The following is a 16,879-nucleotide window of genomic DNA, read 5'->3' on the forward strand; positions in this document are numbered from 1 at the left end:
ACCCGCGCTACCGGAACAGTAGTCCTGCACTGCTGCCAGTTTTACTTGCTCTGTGTACTTACCCATGACACCCCCAAAGGTTGTGTTCAACCTTTGGGGGTCAGTTCACTCTGCGTGGGAACGATCAACAATCCCGCCGTTGAGAATTCCTGCCAATTGACGCCCAACCCCCGCCCATGCTCTCCTACACGCCTTGTTACGGGTGCCCTTCACAGGGTGAAACGGGAAACCGGTGAATCATGTGCTTTACTCAAAGCCATGTCAGTCCGGTGCTGCCCCCGCAACGGTAAGCGAGCGGAGAATCGAATCCACTGTGCCAGCAGTTCGGCATGGGAAGGTGATTCTTGCAGGTTTCGGCTTTAGCCCAAGCCCCTCGTGAGCCCGGAGACCGGCCCGCAACACATAGATAACAAACCCGCGGTGGGCGGGCGCTGTTTGAATCTCTGCGTGCCCGATTCGCAGGGTTTTCATGCGCTCAATTCACCCACTGACAGACCAGAGGGAAGCGCCATGTCGATCATCAGCAGCACCGGCAGCAACACCGATAAGAGCAGCGCCAGCACTACCACGACCCTGACCCAACGCCTGAGCGCCGCCGCGTGTGCGTCGATCCTTGGCGCGTGCCTGGTGTATTTTGCCGGTTTCTCGCACATCGAAGCAGTACACAACGCCGCGCACGATACCCGTCACAGCTCCGCGTTCCCGTGCCATTGAGACCTGCCGACATGATCAAGCGTATTGCGCAAACCGCAGGTTTCACCGGGCTGCTGGCCGCCCTGTTGCTGACCCTGCTGCAAAGTTTCTGGGTGGCTCCGCTGATTTTGCAGGCCGAGACTTACGAAAAGTCCGAGCCAGCCGCTGTTGAAGTTCACGAACACGCCGCGGGTGCTGTCGCCGCTCACTCCCACGATGGCGAAGCCTGGGAACCGGAAGACGGCTGGCAGCGCGTGCTGTCGACCACAGGTGGCAACCTGGTGGTTGCCGTGGGTTTCGCCCTGATGCTCGCCGGCCTCTACACCTTGCGCGCCCCGACCAAAACCTCTCAGGGCCTGCTCTGGGGTCTGGCCGGTTACGCAACGTTTGTGCTGGCACCGACCCTCGGCCTGCCGCCTGAACTGCCAGGCACTGCTGCTGCTGATCTGGCGCAACGGCAAATCTGGTGGATCGGCACTGCTGCCTCCACTGCGGTCGGCATTTCACTGATCGTGTTCAGCCGCCATTGGCTGATGAAAGCCCTCGGCGTGGCAACTCTGGCCGTTCCTCATGTGATCGGCGCGCCGCAACCGGAAGTGCATTCGATGCTCGCTCCGGAAGCGCTGGAAGCACAGTTCAAAATCGCTTCGCAGTTGACCAACGTAGCGTTCTGGCTGGCCCTGGGGCTGATCAGTGCCTGGTTGTTCCGCCGCAAAAGCGATGGCCAATATCACGCATGACTGATACCCGCACAGTGCCGACGTTAGTGGTCGGCCTGGGCTGCCAGCGCGGCTGCCCTGTCAGCACGCTGCGGGCGCTGCTCGATCAGGCGTTACAGGCTCACAAAATCGAACTTCACCAGATCAAGGCCTTGGCCAGCATTGATCTGAAGCGCAACGAGCCTGGCCTGATCGAACTGGCTGAACAGCTTGGGTTACAAATGATGTATTTCAGCAGCGAACAATTGGCCGGTTATCAAACGCAACTCAGCCACCATTCGGACATCGCGTTCGAACGCACCGGCTGCTACGGCGTGGCGGAAAGCGCCGCTCTGGCCCTCGCTGAACAGCTGGCCCAGGCACCGGCAAAACTGCTGATTTTGCGACAAAAATATGCCCAGGCCACCTTGGCATTGGCCGGCGCGGCCTGAAATCCCCAATAATCCCGCCTTCGATCATGAGCAATATTCATCTGAAGCCTTGCCCAGCCCCCTTTTTTGACAGGAAACGACATGACCGTCTACTTCATTGGCGCAGGTCCTGGCGACCCCGAACTGATCACCGTCAAAGGCCAACGGCTGATCCGCAGCTGCCCGGTGATCATTTATGCCGGCTCTCTGGTGCCCGCCGCTGTGCTAGATGGACATTGCGCCGAACAGGTGGTCAACAGTGCCGAACTGCACCTGGAACAAATCATCGAGCTGATCAAAGCCGCCCACGCCAACGGCCATGACGTGGCCCGGGTACACTCCGGCGATCCGAGTCTTTACGGCGCCATTGGCGAGCAGATTCGCTACCTGCGCGAACTCGACATCCCTTTTGAAATCATTCCTGGCGTCACGGCCACTGCGGCCTGCGCCGCACTGTTGGGCGCCGAGCTGACGTTACCCGACGTGTCGCAAAGCGTGATCCTGACCCGCTACGCCGACAAAACCGCGATGCCCGCCGGCGAAGAGCTGGGCAGCCTGGCGCAGCACGGGGCGACTATGGCGATTCATCTGGGGGTCAATCATCTGGAGAAGATCCTGGCCGAATTGCTGCCGCATTACGGCGCGGATTGCCCGATCGCGGTGATTCACCGGGCGACCTGGCCGGATCAGGATTGGGTGGTCGGGACGTTGGCCGATATTGCCGAGAAGGTCGAGGCGAAGGGGTTTCGCCGTACCGCGTTGATTCTGGTGGGTCGCGTGCTGGGCAGTGACCACTTCAGCGAATCATCGTTGTACCGCGCGGGGCACGCGCATCTCTTCCGACCCTGATCGTTCCCACGCAGAGCGTGGGAACGATCAAACGCGCAGCATGGAAACGATCAAAAAAAACGGCGCTCACGGGGCGCCGTTTTTTTATGTCTGCAGCGAACACCTTACTTAGTAGTAGGCGTTTTCTTTCTGCGTGTGGTCGGTGACGTCACGAACACCCTTGAGCTCGGGAATGCGCTCGAGCAAGGTGCGCTCGATGCCTTCGCGCAAGGTAACGTCTGCCTGGCCACAGCCCTGGCAACCCCCGCCGAACTTCAGTACGGCAATGCCGTCTTCGACCACATCGATCAGGCTGACCTGACCGCCGTGGCTCGCCAGCCCCGGGTTGATCTCGGTTTGCAGGTAGTAGTTGATGCGCTCGTTGATCGGGCTGTCGGCATTGACCATCGGTACTTTGGCGTTTGGCGCCTTGATGGTCAGCTGGCCGCCCATACGGTCGGTGGCGTAGTCGACTACCGCGTCGTCCAGGAAGGCTTCGCTGAACGAATCGATATAAGCGGTGAAGCTTTTCAGCCCCAGCGCCGTGTCTTCAGGTTTTTCTTCGCCCGGCTTGCAGTAGGCAATGCAGGTTTCGGCGTACTGGGTGCCAGGCTGGGTGATAAAGACGCGGATGCCGATGCCCGGGGTGTTCTGCTTGGAGAGCAGATCAGCCAGGTAATCGTGGGCGGCGTCGGTAATGGTAATAGCGGTCATGGAAACTCCTCGCAGGCTTGGGCGCAGTTTACGCCAATCATCGCGCCGTACAAAGTCCTAGTATTTTTGTCGGGAAAGCACCCGCTCGCCACGACCGAACAATTCCTCGCCGATCCAGTCTTTGTCAACCCAGTATTTAAAGCCACCAATAGCCTCAGATCACCGCAAATCCCCGTGGGAGCGGGCTTGCCCGCGATAGCGGTGGATCAGTCGCTACCAGTGGTGAGAGTGAAGGTCCCATCGCGGCAAGCCCGCTCCCACAGTGGTTCGTTGGTGTCCCTGAATTGGGACACCCGCCAAACATCAAAGCTCGATCAAAGATTCTCGTACCGGTTCATGTCCAGCACGCCCTCTTCCACCGGGTCGGTCTGGTGCACGTACCGGCTCAGGTCGTGGAAGTAAAACCAGAACTGCGGATGGCTGCGGCGAATGCCCCAGCGCTCCACGATCTTCTCGAAGCGGTGGGCGTCCTTGGCGTTTTCCATTGCATCAACGAACGCCGGCACTTGCTCGGCCGGAATATTGAACATGAAGTTCGGGTAACTGCTGAGTACACCCGGAAAAATGGTGATCGTGTCCAGTCCCGGCTGATAACGCAGCGATTCACCGAGCAGGAACGCCACGTTGCTGTGAGCGCGGTTGCGCAACAGGCTATAGACCTCGCGCTTGCCACTCGTGGTTTCAATTCGCAGCAGGGTGGCTTCCGGCAACTGATCGATAACCTTCAGCCCGGCGGCCGGACGTGACGTCAGGCGACTCAGAGCCTGCTCGGCACTCTGCAAGGCCGGGTCGATGTTCGGCCGCGAACAATAGGCCCCGTCGCAGCGATTGATCGGATCGGGCCTGGCGTCGAGCTCACCGTAACGGGCCAGCAACTGCATGGCGAAGTCGCGCTTGGGATCCTTTTCGTCCAGTACCAGCGCCGTAGGCTTGTCGTTGTCGATGGACTCGTAATCCATCCACATCTTGAACTTGCCACCGCTCTGGTACCAATCGTCGAGGTAATCGTCCCTGGAATCGGCGGGCATCAGGCGCAGGAAGTTTTGCTCGGCGCCGTTACGAATCAGGTCGAAGTACAGGCGCGTCTGGGCCTGATGGGAGACGTTGCCGAAGACATCGAAGTCGACCGCCAGCTGGTAATACGTACGCTCCAGCAGCGGGTAGTCGAACAACCACATCGTTTGCGGCACGTCACCGATCAGGCCCTTGCTCACCGAGGCGCTGTCGAAGTGCCGGAAGATCGTCAGCAAGGCGTTGTCGTTACCGGCCCACAAGGTCGACCAGCTCGGCGCCGGCACATCGGCGTAACTGTCGCGGCGCAGCGCTTCGTACTCGTTGCGCTTGTCGCGGTAGTCGTGCCACAGGCTCAGGACGCTGCCGACATCGTCATTCTGTCCCGGCATCGCCAGCAACGGTGTGGCCTGGCCACGGTAGTTCGGGTCGGTGATATAGAGATCGTGTTCAGGCGCCTGGAACAGCGCCCAAAAGTTGTCGCGAATAACGTCAGTGGCGATCTGGCCACGACAGACCGGGCCACGAATAAAGGTACGCACGAAGTACTCGGCGTTATCGAGCATGAACTGATAACGCGCCTGGGCCGGGATCGCCTCGAATGTGGTGAACGGATTGGCCCGGCGTTCCGGCCCATACCCCGGCAAGGCGTAGACCTGCCAGTTGCCGCTATAAAAGAGGCTTTTGATCCGCGCCATCTTCGCCGCGCTCAGCGGATAGGTGATGTGGGTTTTCTGCACAATCACGCCTTGCACCGGCCACAAACGGTAATACACCTGAGTACCAGGATCGTCGTTCGGGCGGCGGGTATTGATCAGATCGATAGGTTGCCCGGTCGGGGTTCGGGAACGTACCCATTGGAAGAAGTGCCCCGGCTCGTCATCCTTGAAGTAGATATGAGCGAGAAACCAATGCTCGAACAACCAGCGCCCCACCAGGCTTTGCCGGGCACCGGGGCATTGAGCAGGTTTTCCCACTGCACCACTTGCAAGGCTTCTTTAGCGGAAGGCACCAAACCTTGCTCATCGATCGGCGCGCCGGAGGCCAGCCAGCGTTGCAGCGTCTGATATTGCTGGTCGGTCAGGCCGGTGACTGCCAGCGGCATGCCTTCTTTCGGATGCGCGCTGGCGTAGCCGTCGAACTCCGCCGGCATGGCGCAGGTGTTTTCCCGATTCAGTCCCAGAACGATGTCTTGGGGCAACTTGGCATTGGGCTGCAACGGAGTTTGGTGGCCCAGCTCCAGCATTCGCGCCATCAGTGCTGCTTGGCTGCCCTGTGCATCGAGCACCGAATAGAAACCCTTCTGCTGCCAGGCTGGCTTGCCAAAGGCGTCATGAAACAGCCGGGTCGGCGCCGCGGCCACACTGCGTTCGCCATCGTAGACCGGGACTGTGGTGGCGCCACGGGCCGCACCTTCGCCGCTGCCCAGGTTGAGCTGACAGGCGGAGTCGTAGCAGGCGTGGCAGGCCACACACTTTTCAGTGAAAATCGGTTGTATGTCGCGGGTATAGGAAATTTCGGGACTTTGCCCAGCGGCGCCCCAGCTTGAAAGCAGCAAAAAAATACTGATGACAATGCGATACGACATGTCCCTAGTCCCAAATCCTGAAAAACGCCGCGATTCTACCGGTCCGGCTCCCGCACCAACATGAATGATATTCATGCAAAACCGCGACATGCTCTAACACCGCGCAGGTTTGCTATTATCCCGCCCCTTCGTCATGGTCTTTCCGAGTAGTCCAAATGTCCGATCGCAGTGTTCGCCTTCAAGCTCTCAAGCACGCCCTCAAAGAGCGCATCCTGATTCTCGACGGCGGCATGGGCACGATGATCCAGAGCTACAAGCTCGAGGAGCAGGATTACCGCGGCAAACGCTTCACCGATTGGCCGAGCGATGTCAAAGGTAACAACGATCTGTTGATCCTGACGCGCCCGGATGTGATCGGTGCAATCGAGAAAGCCTATCTCGACGCCGGTGCCGATATTCTGGAAACCAACACCTTCAACGCCACCCAGGTTTCCCAGGCCGACTACGGCATGCAGGAACTGGCGTACGAGTTAAACGTAGAAGGCGCACGCCTGGCACGCAAGGTGGCCGACGCCAAGACCCTGGAAACCCCGCACAAGCCGCGCTTCGTCGCCGGCGTCCTCGGTCCGACCAGTCGTACCTGCTCGCTGTCGCCAGACGTGAACAACCCCGGCTACCGCAACGTGACTTTCGATGAACTGGTGGAGAACTACACCGAGGCCACCAAAGGCCTGATCGAAGGCGGTGCCGACCTGATCCTGATCGAAACCATCTTCGACACCCTGAACGCCAAAGCTGCCATCTTCGCCGTGCAAGGGGTTTTCGAAGAGTTGGGCATCGAACTGCCGATCATGATCTCCGGCACCATCACCGACGCCTCCGGCCGTACGCTGTCCGGCCAGACCACCGAAGCCTTCTGGAACTCCGTGGCCCACGCCAAGCCAATCTCGGTCGGCCTGAACTGCGCCCTCGGCGCCAGCGAATTACGCCCGTACCTGGAAGAGCTGTCGAACAAGGCCGGCACCCACGTTTCGGCGCACCCGAACGCTGGCCTGCCAAACGAATTCGGCGAGTACGACGAACTGCCGGCGGAAACCGCAAAAGTCATCGAAGAATTCGCCCAAAGCGGCTTCCTGAACATCGTCGGTGGTTGCTGCGGCACCACGCCTGGCCACATTGAAGCCATTGCAAAAGCCGTGGCCGGTTATGCACCGCGTGAAATACCGGAGATTCCGAAGGCCTGCCGCCTGTCGGGCCTGGAACCGTTCACCATCGATCGCAGCTCATTGTTCATCAACGTCGGCGAGCGGACCAACATCACCGGCTCCGCAAAATTCGCCCGTCTGATCCGTGAAGACAATTACACCGAAGCCCTGGAAGTCGCCCTGCAACAGGTCGAAGCCGGTGCCCAGGTGATCGACATCAACATGGACGAAGGGATGCTCGATTCGAAGAAGGCCATGGTGACCTTCCTCAATCTGATTGCCGGTGAACCGGACATCTCGCGCGTCCCGATCATGATCGACTCCTCCAAGTGGGAAGTGATCGAAGCCGGCCTCAAATGCATCCAGGGCAAGGGCATCGTCAACTCCATCAGCATGAAGGAAGGCGTCGAGCAGTTCATTCATCACGCCAAACTGTGCAAGCGCTACGGCGCCGCCGTCGTCGTGATGGCCTTCGATGAATCCGGTCAGGCCGACACCGAAACGCGCAAGAAAGAAATCTGCAAACGCTCCTACGACATCCTGGTCAACGAAGTCGGCTTCCCGCCGGAAGACATCATCTTCGACCCGAACATCTTCGCCATTGCCACCGGCATCGAAGAACACAACAACTACGCTGTGGACTTCATCAACGCCTGTGCCTACATCCGCGACGAACTGCCGTACGCGCTGACCTCCGGTGGCGTGTCCAACGTGTCGTTCTCGTTTCGTGGCAACAACCCGGTGCGCGAGGCGATTCACTCGGTATTCCTGCTGTATGCGATCCGCAACGGCCTGACCATGGGTATCGTCAACGCCGGTCAGCTGGAGATCTACGACCAGATCCCGACCGAGCTGCGTGACGCCGTGGAAGATGTGGTGCTCAATCGCACCCCGGAAGGCACCGACGCCCTCCTCGCCATTGCCGACAAGTACAAAGGTGACGGCAGCGTCAAGGAAGCCGAGACCGAGGAATGGCGCGGCTGGGACGTCAACAAGCGTCTGGAACATGCGCTGGTCAAAGGCATCACCACGCACATTGTTGAAGACACCGAAGAATCCCGTCAGTCGTTCGCCCGCCCGATCGAGGTGATCGAAGGCCCGCTGATGTCCGGCATGAACATCGTCGGCGACCTGTTCGGCGCCGGCAAAATGTTCCTGCCGCAGGTGGTGAAATCCGCCCGCGTGATGAAACAGGCCGTGGCCCACTTGATCCCGTTCATCGAACTGGAAAAAGGCGACAAACCGGAAGCCAAGGGCAAGATCCTGATGGCCACGGTAAAAGGCGACGTGCACGACATCGGCAAGAACATCGTTGGTGTGGTGCTGGGCTGTAACGGCTACGACATCGTCGACCTCGGCGTGATGGTGCCGGCCGAAAAAATCCTGCAGGTGGCCAAGGAGCAAAAGTGCGACATCATCGGCCTGTCCGGCCTGATCACCCCTTCGCTGGATGAAATGGTCCACGTGGCCCGCGAGATGCAGCGTCAGGATTTCCACCTGCCGCTGATGATCGGCGGTGCGACTACGTCCAAGGCCCACACCGCGGTGAAGATCGAGCCGAAATACAGCAACGACGCAGTGATCTACGTCACCGACGCCTCCCGCGCCGTGGGCGTGGCGACACAGTTGCTGTCCAAGGAATTGAAACCCGCGTTCGTCGAGAAGACCCGTCTGGAATACATCGAGGTCCGTGAGCGTACTGCCAATCGCAGCGCTCGCACCGAACGCCTGAGCTACCCGGCCGCCATCGCCAAGAAGCCGCAGTTCGACTGGAGCGCTTACACGCCGGTCAAACCGACCTTCACTGGCGCCAGGGTGCTGGACAATATCGATCTCAAGGTTTTGGCCGAGTACATCGACTGGACGCCGTTCTTCATCTCCTGGGATCTGGCCGGCAAGTACCCGCGCATCCTTCAGGACGAAGTGGTCGGTGAAGCCGCCACCGCGTTGTTCGCCGATGCCCAGGAAATGCTCGCCAAACTGATCGACGAGAAGCTGATCAGTGCCCGTGCGGTGTTCGGTTTCTGGCCGGCCAACCAGGTGCGCGACGATGACATCGAAATCTACGGCGATGACGGCAAGCCATTGGCCAAGCTGCATCACCTGCGCCAGCAGATCATCAAGACCGACGGCAAACCGAACTTCTCCCTCGCCGACTTTGTTGCACCGAAGGACAGCGAAGTCACCGACTACGTAGGTGGTTTCATCACCACTGCCGGCATCGGCGCTGAAGAAGTGGCCAAGGCGTACCAGGATGCTGGCGACGATTACAACTCGATCATGGTCAAGGCGCTGGCCGACCGTTTGGCCGAGGCCTGCGCCGAGTGGCTGCACCAGCAGGTACGTAAAGAACACTGGGGTTACGCCAAGGACGAGACGCTGGACAACGAGGCGCTGATCAAAGAGCAATACACCGGTATCCGTCCTGCTCCGGGCTACCCGGCGTGCCCGGACCATACCGAGAAAGGCACGCTGTTTGCCCTGCTCGACCCTGAGGCCAGCGAAATGCAGGCCGGGCGCAGCGGCGTGTTCCTCACCGAACATTACGCGATGTTCCCGGCAGCCGCGGTCAGCGGTTGGTATTTCGCTCACCCACAGGCGCAGTATTTTGCCGTGGGCAAGATCGACAAGGACCAGGTGCAGAGCTACACCTCGCGCAAAGGTCAGGAGTTGAGCGTGACCGAGCGGTGGTTGGCGCCAAACCTCGGGTACGACAACTAAGCTGCCACTGGACACCTTGTAGAAGCATGCGGGCGACGATCCGCATGCTTCTACAAAAGCAGTTCAGGCGCGTGAGTTAAATGCCCTCAACCTCATTTCGTGACAGCTCGATCATCTTGCTGTTACGCGCAGCCGCAAGCTCAAAAAGCTTTACCATCAGCGCGGCATCGTCCGCGTCCGCAACCTCCTCGGACATATCAGCCTCATCGAGTTTCCTGAATACTTCCGGATATTTTTCCTTGAGGTAATCCACCCAGTAATCACGCTGGATCAGGTCTTCAAAAAACCCATCGCTACGTTCGGCATTGATCACCTCGAGGCGAGCGTCGGCCAGTTGCTGGGGTGAGACACCCGAGGCATAGGTCATGTGTTTCGGTTGCCCGGGCAGTTCCAGACCGTCGCTCCACCCGCCTGTCAGACCGATTCGATAACCCAGGCGCACTTCTGCCTGATCCTGACCGTTGCGGACAGCCGCTTTCGTCGCCAGGTCGTCTACCTTGTCCAGCCGGAAAAGTTGCCTCGACAACTTCAATAGCGCTTCCCCCTTCAGCGCCAGTCGCCCGGCAGGAATGTCGAGCAAGGCGTTGTGTGTGAACACCTTGCTTTCCAGCCCGCTGAACGTGAGGATTCGGCCATCAACACAGGTGCCATGGGTACTCGAACTGGCGAACAGGATTTCCCTGAGTTCGGAATTGCTGGCAGCGGCATCCATGACAATCCACACCCGGCGTGTCAGATCGGCATTCGCCACCCTGAATTCGCGCGTGTCCTGCAATCGCGACAGTAGATGAAAGAACGCAGCGTTGTCGGGTTCCGTCGCAAGCTGATCCCAGATTTGCGTTCTGGAAGCCAACTGCTCGGGAGTAGCGTTGGCTAACCACGGCGCTTTCTGCGCGGAGTCCGGCACCTCATCAGGCAGCGTCTCATCGGACTCGACGCTTTCACTTTCACTTGCGGCCTCACCCTCAGCTTCCTCAAACAACTCGTCGAGATCAGAGCGCGACAGCCCCAGGACCGTATCGCGCTCACCTGTCTCGCGGTAATCCCTGAGTTGCTCAAGGCTCTCTCGCGTCAAGTTGAAGTTGTCGCTCAGGTCAGTACCGGCCATCAACACATCGTGACTGCCATCAAGGGCCCTTGAAGGAATGGACGTGATGTCGTTACTACTGAGGTTCAGCGTTCTCAGGCTGGACGCATCCAGCACACCTTCCGGCCAGTCGGTCAGACTGTTGTTGCGCAGATCGAGCGTCTCAAGCCGCTCGAAACTGCCGGCATCGAAGGCGTCCAGCTCGTTGTAGCTCAGATCCAGCCATTGCAACCGTCCCAGCCGGCTCAATGAGGCATACAACGGCTCAGCGTCACTCAACATGTTGCTAGATAGCTCCACCCTTTCTAGTGTGTTCATGAACTGGACCTGCTCAGGGATCGTTTCTAGGTCATTGCCACTAAGCTCCAGGGTTTTCACCTGAGTAAAAGCCTTCAGAAAACCATCAGAGCCCTGGGCGGACAGCCGCACACCGGTCAGATTCAAGGTGCTTACATGAGAGAACTCCGCCGGCAGTTCGGGAAGATCGCCGAGTAACAGTCCGTTCAGACTCAAGACATGATCCGCGACACCCTCTCCCACGAGCAGGCCTTCGCGCCAGCACTCGATAATTCGTAAGGCACCAAGCCTGCGACTTTCGGCCGACACTATCCATCCAGTACCGTGCGACTCCCGCGTAAACAGCCAGCCATTCAGCCGGCGCGTCAGCGTTTCGCAAGATTGCTCCCACCCTACCAACCGCTCACCGATCTGCACGTCAGTAGCCCCGCCCCCGCGCAGTCGCTCAATCGCTTGCAAGGCTTCATCGTCCGCGAGTTTTGGATTCAACTGTTGCAGGCGTTTTGCAAAATGCGCGGAGCCTTCGCCCACAGGAGCTTCGGGTAGTGGCAGCAAAAGGCGTGCGAGTGAAAAGCCGCTTTCGGTCGGCGGGAAGTTTGGCGGCACTTCATCCAGAGCAAATCTGCCTAGCGTGCCGGCTGGCAGGCCTTTTGCTATCTCGATCCGCCGCCAAGCCGTTTCCAGATATGCCACGGATTGTGCAGTCAACGGCGCACCGGTGAGATCAGTTTTGAGCAGCACATCATCCTGAAGCACTGAATCCGGCAACGAAGTAATCTTGCTGTCACGTAAATCCAGCCAAGCCAGCTCCGTCAGATCTTGCGTTCCCGCCGGCCACTCGTGCAGCTCTGTTCCCCTTAGACTCAGCGCCTTGAGACGCTTCATGCCGCTGACATCAAGCGTATTGAGCGGGTTGTTGCGCAAATCCAGATATTCGAGGGAGGACAAACCGGCAAGACCTTCCTGGACCGCAGGGCCGGATACAATCCGGTTATCCGAGAGATCCAGACGGGTCAACTTTACCAAGTCACCAGACGCAATCGGCACTTCGGTCAGGCCATTGCGGCTCAGGTCGAGTGTGTGCAGCTCGGTAAATCCGCGAATAAAGCCTTGCAGCTGTCCGGCAGTAGTTTGTGTCCCTGTCAAATACAAGGTTTGTACATGCGCAAAGGCGCCATCGGGCAACTCGGGGAGCGATTGCAATTGCAAATTCGGCAACTCGAGCACCGAGGCGTCAGCCGTCGCAACGTAGCGTTTGAAGGCGCCGTTACGCCAACAGGCTTTCAGGGAGATTGTCGCCATTGATCGCTTGACGACCTCCTCAACGTCCAGCTCCAACTGCATCGCCTGCCTGGTCCATTGATGAAGTTGCCGATCAAGCAATTGATACTGCTCACTCAAGGCGTCCACTGCCTCGAACCTTGCCTCGGCGCCCTGCCATTGCTCGAAAAAACGGCCAGGCAAGGTGTTGATGGTCTCACCGAGACCCTCGCCAAGGCGTCGCAGTTCAGCCTCGGAATAATCTCTGACCATCTCTTCCCGATCGAGAAAATGTTGTGGTCGACTTTTGAGGTATTCATAAGCCGGTTTGAAGTTCTCGCGGGAAAAATTCGACCATTCCAGAGACAACCCGGACCACAGTTGTTCATGTCCCTCGTACATGGCGCGGGGTAATGTGCTGATTCCCGTGCCTTTCAGGTTCAGCTGCTCAAGGTTTGGCAATTCGAGAATACCGGCCGGCCATTCCCGCAGTCCGCTTGCCGTTATTCCCAGCCTGCGCAGGTTGCGCAAACCGCTCAGATCGAAAGCCACCGGGGCGTAACCGGGTAAATAGACGCTGAGCTCTTCAAGATGGGTCAACTTGCTCAGTTTCGCCGGCATCTGCGCTGCGAAAGGCTCGGCCGAATACAGGCTCAGACTCTTGAGACGCTGCATCCCGGCCAACGCGTCGGGTACATCAGTGAAGCCGCTTCCGGTCGCATTTATCCGCAGACGTTCTACCTGGGGGAAGTTCTCTAACAGCGCACCGATACTCGCATCAGTGATAAAGCGTCCGCGCATACTCAACTCGCGAACATGTGAGAAATCCGCTGACAGCGCAGGTATAGGGTCATCGCAAGTCAGGTCGAGCCAACTGAAACGCGGCTGCTCCTCGGCCAGCGGTGAATTTCGCCAGCACTCCTTGATGTTACGAGCGACTGAAGCCCTGCCTCCGAGCATGGACTCCAAAACAGGCTGCGCCCCCGATTCACCAACCCACGGATCGAGCGTCGATTGAAGCTGCTCCCACTCACGCATACGCGTCTGCAAATGGCTGAAAATCTGCGCGTCGGTTTTCCCCGCACGCAACTGCTTGAGAATAAACCCGCTGGCCTGCTGATCGGAAAGTCCCGGATAGACATCCCGCACGCGAGTCACCAGCGAAGGATTTATGCCTTGTCCGCGCCCGCTGGCGTAGTACCCCAGCGTGCGTTCTGTCACACGAACCGGCGGTTTGAATGCCTTGCTGCCGCCCTTTCGTTTCTCCAGTCGCTGTGCCAGTTCAGCGCGATGTCCGATTGCCGAGTCGATGACTGCAGTTTGCAGATCGGCACGTTGGCTGACGTGAGGAACCCCCAACGACTGACGTGATTCATCGGGTAAGGCATGCATGATCGAGGTGAAAAAGTTGTCGCCACTCGCAGGGACACCATTGAGTTCCTCTCCGCGCTCATCAAACGCCTGATAGACCGCCCCCTTTTTGACGACATACTTGCGGCTCGCGGCGTTGTCGCTGCCAATGCCATCAATCAAGGGGCCGGTGATGTGGCCGTCACGGATTTCCAGGCGCACGTTGTCGGACCAGCCCGGCAGTTTTTCCAGAGCATGCAATGCAAGCCACTTGCTGTCAGCCGACCCCCCACTCTTCATGTGCAGACCGGCAAACGCCTGATCCGCTCGCCCCTGTTGTGCATACCAACGGGCCTCCTCAAGGATTCGAAGAGGGATTCGACGAGTCGTTTTCAGGCGTGTGAGTTCCTCGGCACTGGCATCCAGCAAAACCCTCTGCGCCGCGGACTCGCCAAGCCCCGGACAGGCTCGTTGTAGCCTGTTGATGAATGGGTCACTGCTGATCTGTTCGCTGGCTTCAACCAGCCCAAGGTCAGCGGCGAACAACTGCATGGCATCAGCCAGTTCAGGTGACGGAGGTAAATGATCAAGGTGCATTTTGCGCAAGGCGTTGTCATTGATACCCACGGCATCGGCAACCTTGAGCAGTTGCTCGTCTGTCAGCGCCTCGGTCACATGCCCCATGCGCCGCAGCAGCGTCAAGCGGTCCCACTGCAATGGACGCTCCAGCGTATGACGCCAGGCCCCGTGGCCGTTATGCTCAAGTATGGGCTGATAGGCAGCTGTGTCGGTGGGATGTTTGATGCGCCATTTTTTCAGTGAGTCATCGAAGGTTGTTTCATAGACCTTACCGTTCTGTCGGATGCAGGTCTTGCCGTTTACCTGAAATTGCCCCAGTGCGTCAGGGGCGGCGTCGCGATCCGGAACGACTTCATGCTCATAAGCCTCAAGATCCGGTTTCCACAATCGGCTTTCGCCATTGGGCAGCGTGACGGGCTCCAGGCTTTCGATCACGGGTTCGGGTTTCACCGCCGTCAGTTTGCCAACCCCTTTGCCCACGCCCGCCATCACTGCGATGAACGCAAGGTTTTCCGCCACGTCGATCAGATGCGCCTTGGCGGCTGTGCGATCGCCCTCGCTCCACTCGATCGCCCCCTCGAGGGATTCATAAAGCAGCTGCCCGGCCATCACCGTGATCATGATCTCGCCCAGCACCGGTACGAACATCGACACCATGTTCAATCCCAGCATGCCGATTTCCAACAGATGATTGAGCTTCTCCGCGCGTACTCGCGCATCGACATCGGCCGTAGGGACCGCGTGGCTGCGCGCATCGGCGATGACCTTGGCGCGGTTTTGTTCAAAGAGATAGGTCCAGAGATCGGTGTTGGCGGACCAGATGCCGGCAACCCCTTCACGATTGATACCGAAAGGATTGAGGTAAGGATCATCGACTGCCTCCAGCTTGGCCCGGGGCTCAGGTGGCAATTCTTTGATGCGGGTGATGGTCGAAAACGGCGGAATGAGCTGGGCGACTTTCACCCAGATGGAGCGCAAGGGATCAGACGGAGAATCTGCGGCTTTACGGGTGAACTGGCTGAAGTAAAAAGGACGGTCGGCGTAGGCCACGAACTGGCTGAAAAAACGTTGGTGAGCAGTCGGCCCCTCATCGCCGGATGGCGATGTATCGCGGAGCGTAAACTGGCGCTTGAATTCATCGCGCCACTGCGCGGTCGTGTAGCGTTTGAGCGGGTGCTGCGGATCATGCGGAACGTAGACAATGAAATCACTGGTATAGCGGAATTGCTCACTGATACTAAAAACCACGCAGCCCGTCATCCTGCGCTTCATCAAACTCAGGTCGCGAAACCAGACTTGCTTATCACCCAGTCGTGGATGGACTTCACCGTTAATGATCGACAGGATCATTGTGTAGTCTTCGGGCTCGATATCCTTTTTCAGCAGGGCGAGTTCGGCAGCCGCCCGCAATGCCGTTTTTTGACTGGTCATGAATTGCTGGCGCAGTGTCGTATCCGCCTGCGCATCCGCAGGCTGTAAAAACGCCTTCACGCAGGTTTGATATTGCGCGCCGATATCCAGGGTGCGACAGAGGGACAAGAACTGCCTGACCGTCATATTGACGTTAACGTTCTGAAACGTACCGGGAGTCGATGTTTCTACAACGAATCCGGAGTTGCGATGGAAGGCGCCTTCCTCGCACTCGGACGCTTCAAAGTTATGCAAAGAAGCCTGTAGCAGCGAAAGTTTCATGACCTCGAAGTTGGCAATTTCAATTTCAAGATCACCGATTTCCAGTGGTCGCCTCAGACACACAAAGGTCTTGTTGACATCCACTTCTACGCCGAGCTGATCCTTCAGCGCCTGATTCAGTCGTGGATGCGCGAAGGTGTCGATGTCCTCAAGTGTCGACATCGTTTTGTCCAGCAGAGTCTGGGCAGTAAAACTGGCGGTGAAACTTTCCCTCAATGCCTGCTGTTGCGCGATAGAGGCGCGCAAGTACCAGTCTGGCAGGCGCGTGCCGGTCTCTTTCAGCGCGGCACGCCTTTCGGGCGTAGCATGGATCAGCCAGTCGGGAGACATCTGTTTAAGCAGGTCGCCATGAATGCTGGTTTTTTCCGGGGGAGTGGTGGACATGTGGTTGCTCCTGACAAGTGGAGCGACAGAACACCATTTCAAGCGGCAGCATCTGCGGTACATAGTTATTGCGTGAACGCCGGTTTGTTACCAACGGCTTCGATCGCACCAAGGGTGGCCACAGCACAATTCATCGGATTGGCTATGCTCTTGGGACATTCTTTCAGACGAGGGATTTATGAACGACCCAGTCGACAACAAGCCGCCAACGTTCTGGCAGATGCTGCACAGCGTGATGGCGGCGGCGTTCGGGGTGCAAAGCGGAAAGAACCGGGCCCGGGATTTCACTCACGGCAAGCCCAGTCATTTCGTGATTCTGGGGATTCTGTTCACGGCGGTGTTTGCACTGACCCTGTTCGGCATCGTCAAACTGGTGCTGCTTCTGGCGGGCATTTAGGCGT

At 58.5% G+C, this 16,879-nt stretch carries 8 protein-coding genes, 1 pseudogene and 1 riboswitch; of the genes and pseudogenes, 6 read left to right on the forward strand and 3 right to left on the reverse strand.

Annotated features, from left to right (window positions below):
- Positions 1-183 precede the first annotated feature (183 nt).
- Positions 184-412: riboswitch (cobalamin riboswitch) on the forward strand.
- A 98-nt stretch (positions 413-510) separates the two neighbouring features.
- The 4 genes from FQ185_RS18715 to cobM all read left to right on the forward strand — a co-directional run bounded on the left by FQ185_RS18715 (position 511) and on the right by cobM (position 2,671).
- Positions 511-714: a CbtB-domain containing protein gene (locus FQ185_RS18715; protein ID WP_149418711.1), complete on the forward strand. Its 204-nt coding sequence runs from the start codon at positions 511-513 to the stop codon at positions 712-714.
- A gap of 11 nt (positions 715-725) precedes the next feature.
- Positions 726-1,433, forward strand: coding sequence for a CbtA family protein (locus tag FQ185_RS18720; RefSeq protein ID WP_149418712.1), 708 nt, complete (start codon positions 726-728; stop codon positions 1,431-1,433).
- Positions 1,430-1,843: a cobalamin biosynthesis protein gene (locus tag FQ185_RS18725; protein WP_149418713.1), complete on the forward strand. Its 414-nt coding sequence runs from the start codon at positions 1,430-1,432 to the stop codon at positions 1,841-1,843. The genes FQ185_RS18720 and FQ185_RS18725 overlap by 4 nt, the downstream gene beginning before the upstream one ends.
- A gap of 81 nt (positions 1,844-1,924) precedes the next feature.
- On the forward strand, positions 1,925-2,671 hold the full coding sequence (gene cobM / locus FQ185_RS18730) for a precorrin-4 C(11)-methyltransferase (RefSeq protein ID WP_149418714.1): 747 nt from the start codon (positions 1,925-1,927) through the stop codon (positions 2,669-2,671).
- 108 nt (positions 2,672-2,779) lie between these two features.
- Here cobM and nfuA read toward each other — a convergent pair whose 3' ends face one another.
- Complete coding sequence (gene nfuA, locus FQ185_RS18735; RefSeq protein ID WP_046048486.1) at positions 2,780-3,364, reverse strand: Fe-S biogenesis protein NfuA; 585 nt, start codon at positions 3,362-3,364, stop codon at positions 2,780-2,782.
- A gap of 314 nt (positions 3,365-3,678) precedes the next feature.
- Positions 3,679-5,963: pseudogene (locus FQ185_RS18740) on the reverse strand (fatty acid cis/trans isomerase).
- A 155-nt stretch (positions 5,964-6,118) separates the two neighbouring features.
- Between FQ185_RS18740 and metH the strand changes: the two are divergent.
- Positions 6,119-9,829 (forward strand): methionine synthase, encoded by a 3,711-nt coding sequence (metH, locus tag FQ185_RS18745; protein ID WP_149418715.1) that lies wholly within the window; start codon positions 6,119-6,121, stop codon positions 9,827-9,829.
- Between the two features lie 76 nt (positions 9,830-9,905).
- On the opposite strand, the gene FQ185_RS18750 is transcribed toward metH, so the two are convergent.
- Positions 9,906-16,478: an NEL-type E3 ubiquitin ligase domain-containing protein gene (locus FQ185_RS18750; protein WP_149418716.1), complete on the reverse strand. Its 6,573-nt coding sequence runs from the start codon at positions 16,476-16,478 to the stop codon at positions 9,906-9,908.
- A 178-nt stretch (positions 16,479-16,656) separates the two neighbouring features.
- Here FQ185_RS18750 and FQ185_RS18755 point away from each other — a divergent pair, with 178 nt between their 5' ends.
- The gene (locus tag FQ185_RS18755) at positions 16,657-16,875 is read left to right on the forward strand and encodes a DUF2970 domain-containing protein (protein WP_149418717.1); all 219 of its coding nucleotides are present in this window, start codon (positions 16,657-16,659) and stop codon (positions 16,873-16,875) included.
- Positions 16,876-16,879 lie beyond the last annotated feature (4 nt).

The sequence above is a fragment of the Pseudomonas sp. ANT_H12B genome (assembly GCF_008369325.1).
Classification (GTDB): Bacteria; Pseudomonadota; Gammaproteobacteria; order Pseudomonadales; family Pseudomonadaceae; genus Aquipseudomonas.